Consider the following 14918-nt stretch of genomic DNA (forward strand, 5'->3'; position numbering starts at 1 on the left):
ATGGAAGAGGAATTTGAAGTTTTAGAGTCAAGTACTACATTCGATATAAAGAAGTTTCTATTTAGAGCCTTAAGCTATTGGAAGCTTTTTGTGGTATTACTTGCTATTGGTGTTTTTATAGTCTACCAAAAAAATATTAGAGAAGAGTTTTCTTATCGGTTGGGTACTAAAATCTCAATTGAGGATGATACGAATCCTTTATTTACATCTAATGCCAGTTTAACTTTTAAATGGGGTGGTGTTACCGCAAAGTTGCAAACCATAATAGTTACTTTATCGTCTAGAACACACCATGAGAAAGTGGTGGATAGGTTGGAGTTTTATAAGAGTTATTTAAAACAAGGACGCTTTAGAAAACAAGATATTTATAAGGCTGCACCATTTCGGTTTTATCATGATTACAATACCGCGCAGCTCATCAATATACCTATACAGGTTACTTTTCTTGATGCAGCTACGTATGAGCTGGAGATTAACTTTGAAAGTGCTGTAGTTAGTGCTCAAAATTACATCACTAAGCAGATATCTCGGGTTGATGTACCAGTTGGACTTTTTAAGAGACGCTATACCATAGGAGAGGCTATAGATTTACCTTTTTTAAAGGGTGAATTGAAACTTGCAGAAGGTAGAACCCCTAATATTAACACTCCTTTGTTTATTCAGTTTAGTCATTTTGATGGGGTTGTAGCGAGTTATAAAGGGCGGTTGAACGTTAATAATATGAAATCTTCCCCTATTTTAGATATTTCATTGATAGATAAAAATACGCATAAAATTGTTGATTATTTAAATACCGTTGTGGCGGTGTTGAGTGAAGATCAATTGGAACGTAAAAATCAGTATGCTACCAATGCCATTACTTTTATTGAAGAACAAATAGCACGCGTTAAAGATGAACTTTCAGAAAATGCCAGTGCCTTAAATAGTTACCGAAAGAAAAATAAAATATTCAGTTTAGATAGTGAAAGTGAGCTGCTCAATGATAAGTTCTCTAAGTTGGATGCTAGTAAAGAAAGTATAAACAGACAGTTAGATTATTATTCGCAGTTAAAACATTATTTGTTATCAAGTAGCAGTTTTACGGATATACCAGCCCCAAGTATAGCAGGAATTGGAGATCCTAATATATTATCTAACGTTGCAAAAATAAATGAACTTTCAGTTCAAAAGTCTAAACTTCAATATTCTGTACGGAAAGACGCTACTATTTTTGATGATTTAAATAGACAGATTGAAGGATTGAAGAATGTTTTATTAGAAAATATTAGTTCGGTAACCAATGGTTTAAAGCGCGAGTTGGATGTTGTAAACCAAGATTTAAAGCTTGTAGAATTACAGTTTAGTAAATTGCCAGAAGATCAGCAAGAGCTTATTGGTATGGAACGGCAATACACTTTGAGTCAGCAAACTTATAATGTGTTTTTGGCCAAGCGTGGTGAGGCTGAAATTATTAAGGCGTCCAATGTTTCAGATATATTGGTAATTGACCCTGCAAAAAATACTGGAGCGACAGTGTTGGGAAGAAATTTAAATCAACGTTATGTGTTTGCAGGCTTTATAGCGCTTTTAATCCCATTGCTTATAGCGCTAGTGTTAACATTTTTAGATCATAATATTCACAGTCCGCTAGATGTTGAAAAACTAACGTCTATTCCTATTCTTGGGGTGGTTGGTAAAAACCTTTTAGACAATAATTTGATTGTACATAGAAAACCAAAATCGGCTGTGGCAGAATCTTTCAGAGCCATTCGTTCGGGATTACAGTATTTTTATAAAGGGTTGAATCTAGACGGGGCACGTACCGTGATGATAACCTCGTCAGTGAGTGGTGAAGGGAAAACCTTTTGTTCTATCAATATCGCTACCGTTTTTGCGTTAAGTGGTAAAAAAACGATTTTATTAGGGTTGGATTTAAGAAAGCCTAAGATTTTTGATGATTTTAATATTAAAAATGATTTAGGTATTGTCAATTATTTAATAGGAGACGCATCGCTAAACACTGTTATTCAATCTACAGATATTGCAGGGTTAGATCTTATAACCTCGGGACCTATTCCTCCTAATCCTTCTGAGTTGTTGATGCATGATAAGCTTGAGGAAATGATTGAGGAGCTTAAGAGAACCTATGATTACATCGTATTAGATACACCACCAGTAGGGTTGGTTGCGGATGCTTTAGAACTTAATGAACATGTAGACGCTTCTATTTATGTTGTCAGACAAGACTATACCAAACGTGAAATGCTTAATTTTATTAATGAAAAGTATCGAACCAAACAGGTGAAAAACATCAGCATAGTTTATAATGGCTATGATCAAAAGGCGAAATATGGTTATGGCTATGGTTACGGTTATGGTTATGGCTATGGTTATGGGAATTATGCTAATGGGTATCATGAAAGTGGTGGGAAAAAAGGAGGTGTAGTGCGTAAATTGAAGACTTTGTTAAAAAGAAGGTAGTTCCTTATATTCGTTTAACATGGAAAAGGATACACTTTTAGCTATAGCGGTTGAGGCTGCCATAAAAGCAGGGGCTGAAATTATGATGGTTTATGAAACCTCTTTTGAGGTGCAATTCAAATCAGACCATTCGCCGTTAACCGTGGCAGATGAACGTGCTCATCAGATTATTCATTCTTATTTAAAATCAACTCATATTCCTGTTATCAGTGAAGAGCATAAACAAGCTCCATATGAAGAACGTAAGCATTGGCGTACTTGTTGGATGGTTGATCCTTTAGATGGCACTAAAGAATTTATAAAGAGAAATGGGGAGTTTACTGTTAATATTGCTTTGATAGAAAACGGACAACCTGTTATGGGGGTTATTTATGTACCTGTTTTAAAGACCTTGTATTATGGTGTGGTATCAGATGGAGTAGCTTATAAGATTTCATTAGATAAGGCGGTATATTCAACCGCTATATTTAAAGATAAGATAAGCATATACCCGAAGCATGAGGACGGTAAACCTCTTCGTGTGATAGGGAGCCGTTCGCATAAAAGTAGAGAAACCGATGCTTTTATTGCAGGGTTAGAACAAGAAGGGAAGTCGGTACAAATAGTTTCAAAAGGCAGTTCATTAAAGTTTTGTTTAATGGCGGAAGGTGACGCCGATATGTATCCTAGATTTGTGCCTACCATGGAATGGGATACGGCTGCCGGACATGGCATTTGCTCGGCTGTTGGTCTTACAGTGCAACGCATAGATACAGGAGAACCCTTGCAGTACAATAAGGAAGATTTATTAAACCCGTATTTTTTAGTACAATAGAATCTATATGGAGCAGGTAAAAAAACAAAAGTATACCATAACCAAGCAAGATAGAGGCGCTTTAAAAGGACATATGCCTTGCTTAATATGGTTTACAGGACTATCAGGATCGGGGAAATCTACTATTGCTGATCTTTTAGAGCGAACCTTGCATAAGCAAGGAATACATACCTATAGTTTAGATGGTGATAATTTAAGACGAGGATTAAATCAAGATTTAAAATTCACTAAAGCAGATCGGTTTGAAAACTTAAGGCGTACGGCTGAAGTGGGTAAGTTATTTATTGATGCTGGTTTAGTGGTTATCGCAGCGTTTATAACCCCGTATACTAAAATACGGGCCGATATTAAGACCATTGTAGGTGAAGAAAACTATATTGAAGTGTTTGTCAACACGCCCTTGGAGGTTTGTGAACAACGTGATGTAAAAGGGTTGTATAAGAAAGCACGTTCTGGCGCTATTAAAAATTTTACAGGTATAAGTGCGCCCTTTGAAACACCAGTAGATCCTACTATTGAAATTAGAACGACGGAAGAAACGCCAGAAGCAGCTGTGGCTAAGATTTTAACTTATTTGGAATCTAGGTTGTAACTGGTTATGCTGTATATGGTATGTGATTTATGTTATATAAGTCAATTTTAAAAGGGATTCATTTTTTTGAATGCCTTGAGCAACTTATATTTACTGCATAGTTGGGTTTGTTTTTATAAATAGGCTTGATTTTAGTATAGCATATGGCATTAGAAACTCGAATTTACCAAAAGGATAATCATTTAAAATTTGGCAGATTATTAAAGGCATCGGTCCAAGATGTTTTAGGCTCCCATTTTTTAGCCAAGCAATTAGCACTTAGAGATATTAAGGCGCAGTATCGGCAATCGTATTTTGGTATTTTGTGGGCTTTTGTGATGCCTTTAACCACCGCCTTTGTCTGGATTTTTTTAAGTAGTTCGGGTACAGTAAAACTGTCTGATACAGGAATTCCTTATCCTGTGTATGTGTTTTCAGGAACCTTAATCTGGTCTGTTTTAAAAGAAGCGATAAATACCCCTACAGCCAGTACGAATAGCGCCCGAGGGATATTGAGTAAAATTAATTTTCCTAAGGAAGCCCTTGTGGTATCTGGATTATATAAATTATTGTTCAGCAGTAGTATTAAAATGGTGTTGTTGCTTATATTGATGCTGGTGTATCACATGTCATTGAGCTGGTATATCTTGTTTTTTCCTTTGGCCTTATTAGCTGCTATTTTTATTGGTACTATGATAGGACTATTTATAACTCCGGTAAGTATGTTGTATGGAGATGTTAACAAGTTTATAAGCTTAGGATTATCGTTTGTGATGTATATTACTCCCGTAGTGTATGCTATTCCCGATTCAGGTATTATGAAAACCTTGATGCTGTACAATCCGCTTACTCCAATTATTGAAGTTACCAGGAATGTACTAACGGGCGGCTCGTTAGAATTTGTCAATTATTATATGATGTTGTTACTAGGAAGTATTCCTTTAATGTGCGTGGCTTTGGTATGGTATCGGTTGTCTATTCCTATTATTGTTGAACGGGTTTGAAACGTGTGAGAGGAGAGCAGTGGGATGAGAAACGTGAAGGGTGAGACGTGAGATGTTTTTCGAATAACAAAAAATATGGATCATAAGGATTTAGAGGTTTGGAAATCGAGTATGGATTTGATTGAACTGATTTATAAAATTACTTCGGTTTTTCCTGATGCTGAGCGTTATGTGTTGACCAGTAAGATGCAGCGTGCCGAGGTTTCTATTCCTTCTAAAATATCGGACTAATATATCGGAGGGATGCGGTAGAAAAAGTGATAAGGAACTGATACAGTTTTTGTCTATTGCTTTAGGGGCTTTAGCTGAAGTGGAGACTCAGTATTTAATTGCAGTTCGCTTACAGTTTGTTAATGATAATCAAGATACTGTTGATATGTGTTTAAAAGTAAAACAGTTGTTATTTAGGATTAAGAAATTATTTGAAACGGAAGGGGTAAAGTGTGAGGGGTGAGACGTTTCACCATAAACGTTTCACATTTCACAAAAGACGTTTCACGAACAAAAACAATAAATTGAATAAAAAAGACCAACATATAGATACAACTAACGAAGTTCTCGTTAAGGTAGAAGGCCTAAGTAAGAAGTTTTGTAAGGATCTTAAAACGAGCTTGTGGTATGGTGTTAAAGATTTGATTTCAAATGTTCAGGGGCAGTCCCATACACGTCTGTTACGCCCTAAAGAATTCTGGGCGGTAAAAGATATAAGTTTTGAGCTACGCCGCGGCGAGTGTCTGGGACTTATAGGGCATAATGGGGCGGGTAAAAGTACTTTGCTTAAAATATTAAATGGCTTAATAAACCCTGACGCCGGTAAAGTCACTATTAAGGGGCGCGTAGGAGCGCTTATTGAACTTGGCGCGGGTTTTAACCCCATACTTACCGGACGAGAAAATATCTACAACAATGGTGCTATATTAGGTTTTACTAAAAAAGAAATAGACGCTAAAGTAGAAGCCATTATCGATTTTGCTGAAATACGCGAGTTTATCGATATGCCTGTACAAAATTATAGTTCTGGTATGAAGGTACGCTTAGGCTTTGCCGTAGCTGCTCAAATGGAACCTGATGTGTTGCTTATTGATGAGGTATTGGCGGTTGGGGATGTAGGATTTAGAATGAAATGCTTAACTAGGATAGGTGAGTTGTTGCAAAATACAGCAGTTATTTTTGTATCTCATACCATGCCGCAGGTAGCGAGGATAGCTAATAAAATATTGTTAATGGACCATGGAAAAGAGCTTGTATGCGGTGATGACGTCTCGGACGGAATCCAGCGGTATTATCAATCTTTTCAAAATACCGATAAAATTGTTGGAGGTAATGGTTTGGTTAAGTTAAAAAGCATCAAAATATTGAATAATGAAAGCAAAGAGATTGTAAACACTACTGGTTTTGTTGAATTAATACATAATGAAGCGTATAGTTTTGAAATTAACTTAGATATAGATGATAAAGTGAGCAAGTATTGGGTTAACTATTCCTTTATTGATAAAGATGCTAAACAGGTTGCTAATTTCTTTTCTTTGTTTTCCAAGAGTATTTTTGAAGATAAAGGGCAAGTCTCTATAAAAAGTAAAATAGAAAATATGATATTAGGGCAAGGTATTTATACGGTAGGAGTATCTATTAACGAAGTAAGGACAGATAAATCCAGAGGTGATATTTATTGTTTTGATTCAAATATAGCCTCTATAAGTATAACAGGTATCTCAACTGGTCATGCACCAATTCAATTTGTTGGTGAATGGAATTTAATGGAAGCAAATGAAGCATAATTATATTAAGATATATTCTCACCCTAGAAGTGGTACTCATTTTTTAGAGGCGTTTTTGGCTAAGAATTTTTATCCAAGTCAAGATTTGTCTTCCAAAGGAAGTATTTATTTTGGGCATTGGTCAAACAAAATCTTACTGGAAGAAGGGGAGCCTTATCATAGATTGTTCGGGTCGCATTTATTTCCTGAACAAAACAAGAAGTTTTCAAATGCCATTTATATTTATAGAGATGGGAGAGATGTGATAGCATCACTTTGGAATTCTAAGTTTTATCAAATGGATTGGTTTGGTATTTCTTTCTCTGAGTTTCTGAGAAAGGAGATAGATTGGTATGGAGGCACGGGGCAAAAAGCATTACCAAAAGTAAATATAGTGCAGCATTGGTTTAATCATGTAGACTCCTGGGTTAATTATGATGAAGAGGATATTTTTATATTGAGATTTGAGGATATGAAAAATAATCCTAAAAAGGCTTATCAGGATATAGCCAAAAAATTCTTTCCTTTTAAGTATTATAAGGGTAGATTATTTGGAGTTAAAAGGTTTGATCCTATTAAAAATAAAGTAGGATTAAAACCAAATGCTGCAAAAATAAATAGCTGGGAGAAGCTTTTTTCTGAAGATGATTTAGATTTTTTTTACTCTCAGATACCGCATAAAAAATACCTTTATGAAGAATAGTCTGAATATGAAGTTGTTTTTTTCCTGCGTATTAGATTATTCATCTGTTATGGCTGTTCAGGTTTATATATGGCTATCAAACTTATTAGCGAACAATGTTAATCCTAATCTAATATATGTCCATCTAGTAAGTGAAGTGCCAGGTGATTTTCTTGATCTGCTAAACGGCTATGGTATAAACCTTATTAAAAAGACTCCTTTTGATTTTAGAAACAAATACTGTAGCAAGTTGGTTCAACTAGATACTTTTAGTCAACTGGAAGATTTTGAGTATGTGTTTTTAATGGATTGCGATACAGCTATTGTAGATTTGGAAGGACTTGATTTGGAAGCTGAGGTTTATGCTAAAATAGTTGATTTTCCTAACCCTCCATTAACTATTCTTAAAACGATTTTTGAAGCTCACCAATTACAGGTTTTTGAGACCCTGACCACATTTTCAAACAATAATGAACAAGTAACAGATTGGAATAATTGTAATGGTGGAGTCTATATTATTTCCAAAGACTTTCTAAAAGAGTTAAAGCCTTTGTGGGAGAAATATGCTTTATGGAGTATTGATAATGCTGAGCTTTTTGGAAAAGAGTATGACAAACATGCCGACCAAGTAGGGTTTGCTTTGGCTATGGGTAAACTGAATAAAAAAGTAACGCATTTAAGTGTAGAATGGAATTATCCTATACATGTATCTAATTCAATAAAGGTGTCTCCAAGAATTGTTCATTTTCATAATCAAGTAAATGAGCATATGCAGCTAAAGAGACATACAGATGTCATTTCAAATGAAGCAATAGATGTAATAAATGCTAGGATAAATTTTAGTTTAAAAAAGCATTTAAATAATTCTCTGTTTTGGGATTATAGATATCGAACATGTCCTAGTTTGGGAAGTGGCGTCGGGTCACGCGGTACTGTACTTGAATTAAAAAAAACGTTAGTAAAGCGATTGACTTATGGAAGGGAGGAGGATTCAATTATAGATGTAGGTTGTGGCGATTTGGAATTAATGAAAAATATGCCGTTTAAAAAATATTTAGGACTTGATGTTTCTATAGAGGCGTTGGTATTAGCTAAGAAAAAGCGTTCCGATTGGGAATTTAAAACATACTCTATAAATCATGAACAGGTTTCGGAAGCAGATATAACCATGTGTTTTGATGTTTTAATACATCAAAGTAACTCAAATAGTTTTAAAAATATAGTTAGAGGTTTGGTTGAGAAAGCAAATTCAAGGATTGTAATAGGAGCTTACAACGATAAACCTTCATTAAATTCAACTATAACTCATTTTCATAATTCTATTTTTGATGAAGTAGCTGCCTATGGTAAATTTGATGAATTAGCCATAGTAAAAAAGTATAGAGACGTATCTGTTTTGGTGGGAACGGTTCATAATAAAACACATCAAAGAGACTTGTCTTCTCAAAATTTAAATAAAGCGTTTAAGGAAGTGACAAGGCCTGATTTATTACAATATGTAGTAGATGTGTCAAGATGTAATTTGGGGTTTTATACGTCTCATTATCCTCGAGTATTTGAGTATACTTGGATTTTAGAGCAGCTAGAAAACAAGTCTAATTTAAGTGTTTTAGACATAGGTGCAGGTGTTTGTCCAATACCTTTATGTCTTAGTGATACGGGGATGAAAGTTACTACTGTAGACTTACATTCAACAATTAGAAAACTCAAAGACAAAGAAAAGTGGAATGAATGGGGGTATTTAGATTATAGTATGTTTGACAAATCTATTGAGTCAAAACATCAAGATTTTACAAAAGTTAAAACCTTTAAAAAGTTTGATTGTCTATATTCTATTTCAGTAGTAGAACACATGCCTGTTAACATTCGTTTAAGGATGCTAAAGAAAGCATCCAAATTATTAAAAAAAAATGGTGAGTTGCTTTTGACAATCGATATTGTTCCTAATTCTAACTATATATGGAATTATTCGGAAGGAAAAGAAGTTGAAAATCAAGGGACACACGGGACTATTGATAGTTTTAAAATGGAACTCACTAAATATGGTTTCAAGATTATATCAGAACATATTAAGAGAGATATTTTCGAATCTAAAACTGATGTGTGGTTCGTTAAAAGTAGATTAGTTAAAAAAAGTTTTTTATGATAAGTCATAAACATAAATGTATTTTTATTCATATACCCAAAACAGCAGGGACAAGTATTAATAGTTTTTTTCATCCTGGGGTTAAATTTCATTTTGATAATGCAGACTATGAACGATTGTTTGGATGGTGTTCAAAGCGCCAATTGCATATGCAGCATGCAACTGCCAAACAGCTTTTAGAGACAGAGCTTGTAACTCAAGAGCAATGGGATTCTTATTTTAAATTTACCTTTGTGAGAAATCCTTGGGATAGGTCATATTCTGATTATCAATGGATTCAGGAATTTACTAAAATAAAAGGCTCCTTTAAAGATTATATTAGAGGAAAAGGAGTCTTTAAAGACATTTTTAACAATAAATCAAAGAGCTCTTATCTTGGAGATCATTTGTTAACACAAACTAGTTTTTTTGATTTTGAAGGAAAATTTAAACCTAATTTTGTGGGTAGATTTGAAGATTTTCAGAGTGATATAAAAACTGTTTTAAAAGAACTACATATAGAAGAGGATTTTAACATATTTACCAATAAAAGTAAGCGAAAAAATGATTACTCAATTTTTTACACTAAAACAAAAAAAAAAATGGTTGATGATAGATATGAAAAAGATATTAAGTTGTTGGATTATGATTTTATCGATGGGAAAAGCGGTCTTCAAAAATTAAAAAATTTTGTTTAATTGATGTTAAAACGTTTAAAAAAATATTTAAAATATAAAATAGTTAATTTATATGAGCTAAGGTACGGAACTTTTTATTTTAGGCATACTGGCTTTTGTCCGTGCTGCGAAAAGAATACGGTTTTCATCGCCAACCACCATTGGCTTAGAGATCATTTTAAATGTAATAATTGTGGGTGTATTCCAAGGGAACGCGCTTTAATGCAAGTCATAAAAAAACAATATCCAAACTGGGAATATTTGACTATTCATGAATCGTCACCAGGTAATCGTGGTCATAGTGTATTGTTAAGGCAAAAAGTTGATAATTATATACAAACCCACTATTTCCCAAATAAAAAGTTAGGAGGGCTAGTTAATGGATATCGTAATGAAAACTTAGAGCAGCAAACTTTTGAAGAAGAGTGTTTTGATTTGGTAGTTACTAGTGATGTCATGGAGCATATATATCATCCAGACCAAGCATTTAAAGAGATTCATAGAACTTTAAAACAAGGAGGTGCTCATGTATTTTCGGTGCCTCTTGTTAATAAGCATAAAACTAGTGAACGTTGGGCTAATTTAGGAGATAACGGAGTGCTAGAATTTTTACAGGAACCTGACTGGCATGATAATCCAATAGATAAAAAAGGATCGCCAGTAACTTTTCATTGGGGTTATGATATTAAAGAATATATAGAAAAGCATACTGACGCTGAGTGTGAAATTATTTATTTGGATAATTTAGATTTAGGCATTCGAGCTGAGTATATTGAGATTATAGTTGCTAAAAAAAGTGTTAAATGCATAAATTACGACCAATAGCCTTTGTGCTGCCTCAATTTCATCCCATTCCTGAAAATGATGAATGGTGGGGAAGAGGATTTACCGAGTGGACGAATGTAACTAAGGCGAAACCATTATTTGAAGGGCATTATCAACCGCATTTGCCAGCCGATTTAGGGTTTTATGATTTACGCTTACCAGAGGCTAGAAAAGCACAAGCAGATTTGGCTAAGGAGTATGGTATACATGGTTTTTGTTATTATCATTATTGGTTTAATGGGAAACGCTTATTAGATCAACCTGTAGATGGTATGTTGGATCAACCTGATTTAGACATGCCGTTTATGCTATGTTGGGCAAACGAAAATTGGACAAGACGTTGGGACGGTAAAGAAGAGGAGGTTTTAATGAAACAAAGTTATAGTTTTGAAGATGATAAAGCCCATATTCGTTGGTTATGTGAAAAAGTGTTTTCGGATTCGAGATATATAAAAATAGATGGTAAGCCTATTTTTGTTATTTACAGACCAAGTTTGTTGCCTAATATTAAAGAAACTGTATTGATTTGGAGGACGATTGCGAAAGACGAGTTTGGTTTTCCTGATTTATATTTAATGTGTACTGAAAGCTTCCATGAAATAATAAAACCTTCGTATATAGGTTTTGATGCTGCCATTGAATTTTCCCCGCATGCAGTAATAAAGCATAAAATAAATAATGAGTCTAAGAAGAAAAGGTTTAGTATTTTTAAAAAAAAGCAAAATCCTATAATAGTAGATTATAGAGATTTTAAACAAGGTGTAAAAGATTGTTTGAATAGGCAGTGTGTTGAATATAAATTGTATAGGAGTGTGACACCTTCATGGGATAATACAGCACGTAAAAAAGAAGGAGGAATTGTAGGAAAAGGTAGTAGTCCGAAATTATATGGTAAATGGCTTAGAGCTATCATAGAGGAGTTTAAACCTTACTCAAAAGAAGAAAATTTTGTATTTATAAACGCAATGAATGAATGGGCAGAAGGCAATCATTTAGAACCCTGTGTTAAATATGGTAAGGCTTATTTAGAAGCTACTCAAAAGGCGTTACAAAATGAATCCTAAAGTTTCTGTAATTATACCAAATTACAATCATGCGCCGTTTTTACAGCAGCGTTTTGATACGGTATTTAATCAAACCTTTCAGGATTTTGAGGTGATTTTACTGGATGATGCCTCTACTGATGGAAGTTTAGAGTTATTACAGCGGTATGCTCAACACCCTAAAGTATCTCAATTAGTTTTAAATACAAAAAATTCAGGGAGTCCGTTTAAGCAGTGGAAAAAAGGGATAGATTTAGCGCAAGGAGCGTATATTTGGATAGCAGAGAGTGATGATTATTGTGAGCTTAATTTTTTAGAAACTCTGTTAAAGTTATTTGAAAAAAATACAGTTTTAGTCTATTGCGCTTCAGAAATAATAAATTTTTTAGGAGAGCAAGAAGGACGACATGTCTGGGCTGATGCATTGGATAAAAAACGTTGGACTAAAAGCTATACTAATACAGGAGAAAATGAAATACTTGAGTATTTACGATTTAGAAATACCATAACCAACGCTAGTGCCGTAGTATTTAAGAAAAAAGCTGTTGATGATATAGCGTTTCCAGTACATATGACATTTTGTGGTGATTGGTATATTTGGATAGAACTATTGAAACAAGGCGAAATAGCCTATACTTGTCAACGGTTAAACTACTTTAGAAGACATAGAGACACAACAAAATCAGTTAAACCATTGCCTCTTGAGCAAAAGCGAGTTCATGAATATATAGAAATAGTAATGAAGCATAGCAATGGTTTTAGTCGGTTTATTAATAGATCTAAATATTATTGGATATTTGACGAATGGAGAGATAAGTTTAAATCTAATCACAAAATAAAAAATTTACCATTGGACTTTTTAATTTATAACACATTTAGAAAATTTTAAATGAAAGATGCCGTTTGTACTATTATTACTAATGATTATGGGCATTATGCCTTGGCATTGCATGATACATTGCAGGCTTATGGAGATAATGAATTTTTCTATGTTTTTGTAACTAATGGCAGGCTGCCAGAGTATGTCAATGAACAATTAAATACTAGAGAGCGCGTTTTTATTTTGGACGAAAGTAATTTTAAGAATTCTGAATTAGCTGTTCAATTAAAAATAAAATACAGCTCAACATATCATGATGCTTATCGTTGGGGCATGAAACCTGTTTTAATGACATATTTATTAGAGCATAATCTGGATAGGGTTATTTATGTAGACAGTGATGTGCTTTTTTTTAGCAAATTTAGGTTTCTATTTGATACCTTGAATTCACATTCTATATTGCTATCTCCGCATTGGCGATCAAGTTATCCAGAACAGGATTTAGATAATTTTAAATTGAACTTTTTAGATGGTATTTATAACGGCGGCTTTTTAGGAGCTTCTAAAAGAGGAATTTCTGCATTAACCTATTGGGCAAAACTGTGCTTGCATGAATGTAAAGTAGATCGATCCGAGGGATATTATGTAGATCAACGCTATCTTGATTTATTGCCTACCCGATTTGATGGTGTAGGACATCTAACTCATAAAGGGTGTAATGTAGCCAATTGGAATCAAATAGATTGTCAGCGTACTTTGCAAGATAATGGAGAGGTGATGATTAATGATACATGGCCTATTGTATTTATTCATTTTACTAACAGTATGTTAAGAGGTGTTTTGCTGGGGGAAGATGTCTTGTTAAAACCATTTTTAGAAAAGTATAAACAAACATTGTTAAAATATAATGATATTGATATTGTTAAAATGTTTTATGAAAAAGGACGTTTTGAGTCAGCAAGAAAGGATGTTTCTGAATTGGATAATAAAAAGAACAGAAATACTTTCTTGAAAAGAATTTTAAAAAGAATTAAATGAATATAGCCATATTTACCCCCTGTCAGAATCCATATTCTGAAACCTTTATACAGGCTCATAAAAAAGGGTTGAAGGGTACGGTGTTTTATTATTATGGCTACGGAACACAATTAAAATTAGAAGGAGTAGATAGGTTAATGCCCTTGTATCTATATAAATTACATAGGATAAGAGCAATGTTTAAAAAAAGAGGAAGTGCTGATTTATGGAAGCAATGTGTACTTTATAGTTTGAGCAATAATAAGATAGATGTTGTGCTTGTGGAGTATGGTAATCATGCTCATTATTTATATAGCGTACTTAAGGAGGCTAAAATTCCTGTAGTGGTACATTTTCATGGTTATGATGCTAGTGTTGCTACTGTTATTGAATCCTGCAAGGGCTACAAAGCTGTTTTTCAATTTTCAAGAAAAATAATAGCGGTTTCTAAAGTCATGGAAAGTCGTTTACTCGCTATGGGGTGCCCAAAAGAGAAAATGGTTTATAATGTATATGGGCCCAATAGAATATTTGAGAGTGTAATGCCTAAATTTTCTAAGAAACAATTTTTATCAGTTGGTAGATTTACCGATAAAAAGGCACCTTATTATTCTATTATGGCATTTCAAAAAGTTTTACAAAAATATCCTGAAGCCACATTATTAATGGCAGGAAATGGTGTCTTACTTAATGTTTGTAAAAATTTGGTAAAACATTTAAAGTTAGAGAATAATGTGTTTTTTTTAGGGATTATAACACCAGACAAGTATGTGGATTTGTTAAGCGAATCATTGGCGTTCGTACAACACTCTATCACTGCAGATAATGGTGATATGGAAGGAACGCCCCTTTCTGTTTTAGAAGCAAGTGCTGCTGGTTTACCTGTAATATCAACTTGTCATGCTGGTATACCTGATGTTGTTGAACATGAAAAAACAGGGTTATTATGCCAAGAGCATGATGTTGATGGTATGGCAGAAAATATGTTACGTGTTTTGGAGGATTTAAGTTATGCAAAATACTTAGGGAAAGCAGGAAAAGAATATATTACATGCAGCTTTAGTTTAGAAAGACATTTAAACCAACTAGAACGTATTTTAAAGAATGAAGTTAAATAGTTGAA

General features: G+C 33.8%; 15 protein-coding genes. All 15 read left to right on the forward strand.

Annotated features, from left to right (window positions below; all coding sequences use genetic code 11):
* The 15 genes from KFZ70_RS10155 to KFZ70_RS10225 all read left to right on the forward strand — a co-directional run bounded on the left by KFZ70_RS10155 (position 1) and on the right by KFZ70_RS10225 (position 14913).
* Positions 1–2460 carry an exopolysaccharide transport family protein gene (locus tag KFZ70_RS10155; protein WP_139695425.1) on the forward strand — a complete coding sequence of 820 codons (2460 nt, stop codon included), beginning with the start codon at positions 1–3 and terminating at the stop codon, positions 2458–2460.
* A gap of 19 nt (positions 2461–2479) precedes the next feature.
* Positions 2480–3274, forward strand: a complete 795-nt coding sequence (cysQ, locus tag KFZ70_RS10160) for a 3'(2'),5'-bisphosphate nucleotidase CysQ (protein ID WP_139695424.1) — start codon at positions 2480–2482, stop codon at positions 3272–3274.
* Between the two features lie 7 nt (positions 3275–3281).
* A complete protein-coding gene (gene cysC, locus KFZ70_RS10165; RefSeq protein WP_139695423.1) occupies positions 3282–3866 on the forward strand; it encodes an adenylyl-sulfate kinase in 585 nt (194 codons plus the stop codon).
* Between the two features lie 143 nt (positions 3867–4009).
* A complete protein-coding gene (locus tag KFZ70_RS10170; RefSeq protein WP_139695422.1) occupies positions 4010–4849 on the forward strand; it encodes an ABC transporter permease in 840 nt (279 codons plus the stop codon).
* Positions 4850–4924: 75 nt separating this feature from the next.
* Positions 4925–5080 (forward strand): four helix bundle protein, encoded by a 156-nt coding sequence (locus KFZ70_RS10175; protein WP_233244013.1) that lies wholly within the window; start codon positions 4925–4927, stop codon positions 5078–5080.
* On the forward strand, positions 5043–5303 hold the full coding sequence (locus KFZ70_RS10180) for a four helix bundle protein (RefSeq protein WP_233244012.1): 261 nt from the start codon (positions 5043–5045) through the stop codon (positions 5301–5303). Before KFZ70_RS10175 ends, KFZ70_RS10180 begins: the two co-directional genes overlap by 38 nt.
* Before the next feature lie 61 nt (positions 5304–5364).
* Positions 5365–6627, forward strand: a complete 1263-nt coding sequence (locus KFZ70_RS10185) for an ABC transporter ATP-binding protein (RefSeq protein WP_233244011.1) — start codon at positions 5365–5367, stop codon at positions 6625–6627.
* Positions 6617–7309 (forward strand): sulfotransferase domain-containing protein, encoded by a 693-nt coding sequence (locus KFZ70_RS10190; RefSeq protein ID WP_139695421.1) that lies wholly within the window; start codon positions 6617–6619, stop codon positions 7307–7309. Before KFZ70_RS10185 ends, KFZ70_RS10190 begins: the two co-directional genes overlap by 11 nt.
* Positions 7299–9434, forward strand: a complete 2136-nt coding sequence (locus KFZ70_RS10195) for a methyltransferase domain-containing protein (RefSeq protein ID WP_139695420.1) — start codon at positions 7299–7301, stop codon at positions 9432–9434. Before KFZ70_RS10190 ends, KFZ70_RS10195 begins: the two co-directional genes overlap by 11 nt.
* The gene (locus KFZ70_RS10200) at positions 9431–10111 is read left to right on the forward strand and encodes a sulfotransferase family 2 domain-containing protein (RefSeq protein ID WP_139695419.1); all 681 of its coding nucleotides are present in this window, start codon (positions 9431–9433) and stop codon (positions 10109–10111) included. The genes KFZ70_RS10195 and KFZ70_RS10200 overlap by 4 nt, the downstream gene beginning before the upstream one ends.
* A gap of 3 nt (positions 10112–10114) precedes the next feature.
* Positions 10115–10915, forward strand: coding sequence for a bifunctional 2-polyprenyl-6-hydroxyphenol methylase/3-demethylubiquinol 3-O-methyltransferase UbiG (locus tag KFZ70_RS10205; RefSeq protein WP_139695418.1), 801 nt, complete (start codon positions 10115–10117; stop codon positions 10913–10915).
* Positions 10894–11979: a glycoside hydrolase family 99-like domain-containing protein gene (locus KFZ70_RS10210; protein ID WP_139695417.1), complete on the forward strand. Its 1086-nt coding sequence runs from the start codon at positions 10894–10896 to the stop codon at positions 11977–11979. The genes KFZ70_RS10205 and KFZ70_RS10210 overlap by 22 nt, the downstream gene beginning before the upstream one ends.
* Positions 11969–12847 carry a glycosyltransferase family 2 protein gene (locus KFZ70_RS10215; protein ID WP_139695416.1) on the forward strand — a complete coding sequence of 293 codons (879 nt, stop codon included), beginning with the start codon at positions 11969–11971 and terminating at the stop codon, positions 12845–12847. Before KFZ70_RS10210 ends, KFZ70_RS10215 begins: the two co-directional genes overlap by 11 nt.
* Entirely contained in the window at positions 12848–13816 is a 969-nt protein-coding gene (locus tag KFZ70_RS10220) for a hypothetical protein (protein WP_139695415.1), read from the forward strand.
* Entirely contained in the window at positions 13813–14913 is a 1101-nt protein-coding gene (locus KFZ70_RS10225; RefSeq protein ID WP_139695414.1) for a glycosyltransferase, read from the forward strand. The genes KFZ70_RS10220 and KFZ70_RS10225 overlap by 4 nt, the downstream gene beginning before the upstream one ends.
* The last annotated feature ends 5 nt before the right edge of the window (positions 14914–14918 follow it).

This window comes from Allotamlana fucoidanivorans (assembly GCF_045788535.1).
In the GTDB taxonomy this organism is placed as follows: domain Bacteria; phylum Bacteroidota; class Bacteroidia; order Flavobacteriales; family Flavobacteriaceae; genus Allotamlana; species Allotamlana fucoidanivorans.

Bases quoted from the DNA above. Each gene is read 5' to 3' on its own strand.
- KFZ70_RS10155 (WP_139695425.1), top strand. From the start codon at position 1: ATGGAAGAGGAATTTGAAGTTTTAGAGTCAAGTACTACATTCGATATA.
- cysQ (WP_139695424.1), top strand. From the start codon at position 2,480: ATGGAAAAGGATACACTTTTAGCTATAGCGGTTGAGGCTGCCATAAAA.
- cysC (WP_139695423.1), top strand. From the start codon at position 3,282: ATGGAGCAGGTAAAAAAACAAAAGTATACCATAACCAAGCAAGATAGA.
- KFZ70_RS10170 (WP_139695422.1), top strand. From the start codon at position 4,010: ATGGCATTAGAAACTCGAATTTACCAAAAGGATAATCATTTAAAATTT.
- KFZ70_RS10175 (WP_233244013.1), top strand. From the start codon at position 4,925: ATGGATCATAAGGATTTAGAGGTTTGGAAATCGAGTATGGATTTGATT.
- KFZ70_RS10190 (WP_139695421.1), top strand. From the start codon at position 6,617: ATGAAGCATAATTATATTAAGATATATTCTCACCCTAGAAGTGGTACT.
- KFZ70_RS10195 (WP_139695420.1), top strand. From the start codon at position 7,299: ATGAAGAATAGTCTGAATATGAAGTTGTTTTTTTCCTGCGTATTAGAT.
- KFZ70_RS10200 (WP_139695419.1), top strand. From the start codon at position 9,431: ATGATAAGTCATAAACATAAATGTATTTTTATTCATATACCCAAAACA.
- KFZ70_RS10205 (WP_139695418.1), top strand. From the start codon at position 10,115: ATGTTAAAACGTTTAAAAAAATATTTAAAATATAAAATAGTTAATTTA.
- KFZ70_RS10210 (WP_139695417.1), top strand. From the start codon at position 10,894: ATGCATAAATTACGACCAATAGCCTTTGTGCTGCCTCAATTTCATCCC.
- KFZ70_RS10215 (WP_139695416.1), top strand. From the start codon at position 11,969: ATGAATCCTAAAGTTTCTGTAATTATACCAAATTACAATCATGCGCCG.
- KFZ70_RS10220 (WP_139695415.1), top strand. From the start codon at position 12,848: ATGAAAGATGCCGTTTGTACTATTATTACTAATGATTATGGGCATTAT.
- KFZ70_RS10225 (WP_139695414.1), top strand. From the start codon at position 13,813: ATGAATATAGCCATATTTACCCCCTGTCAGAATCCATATTCTGAAACC.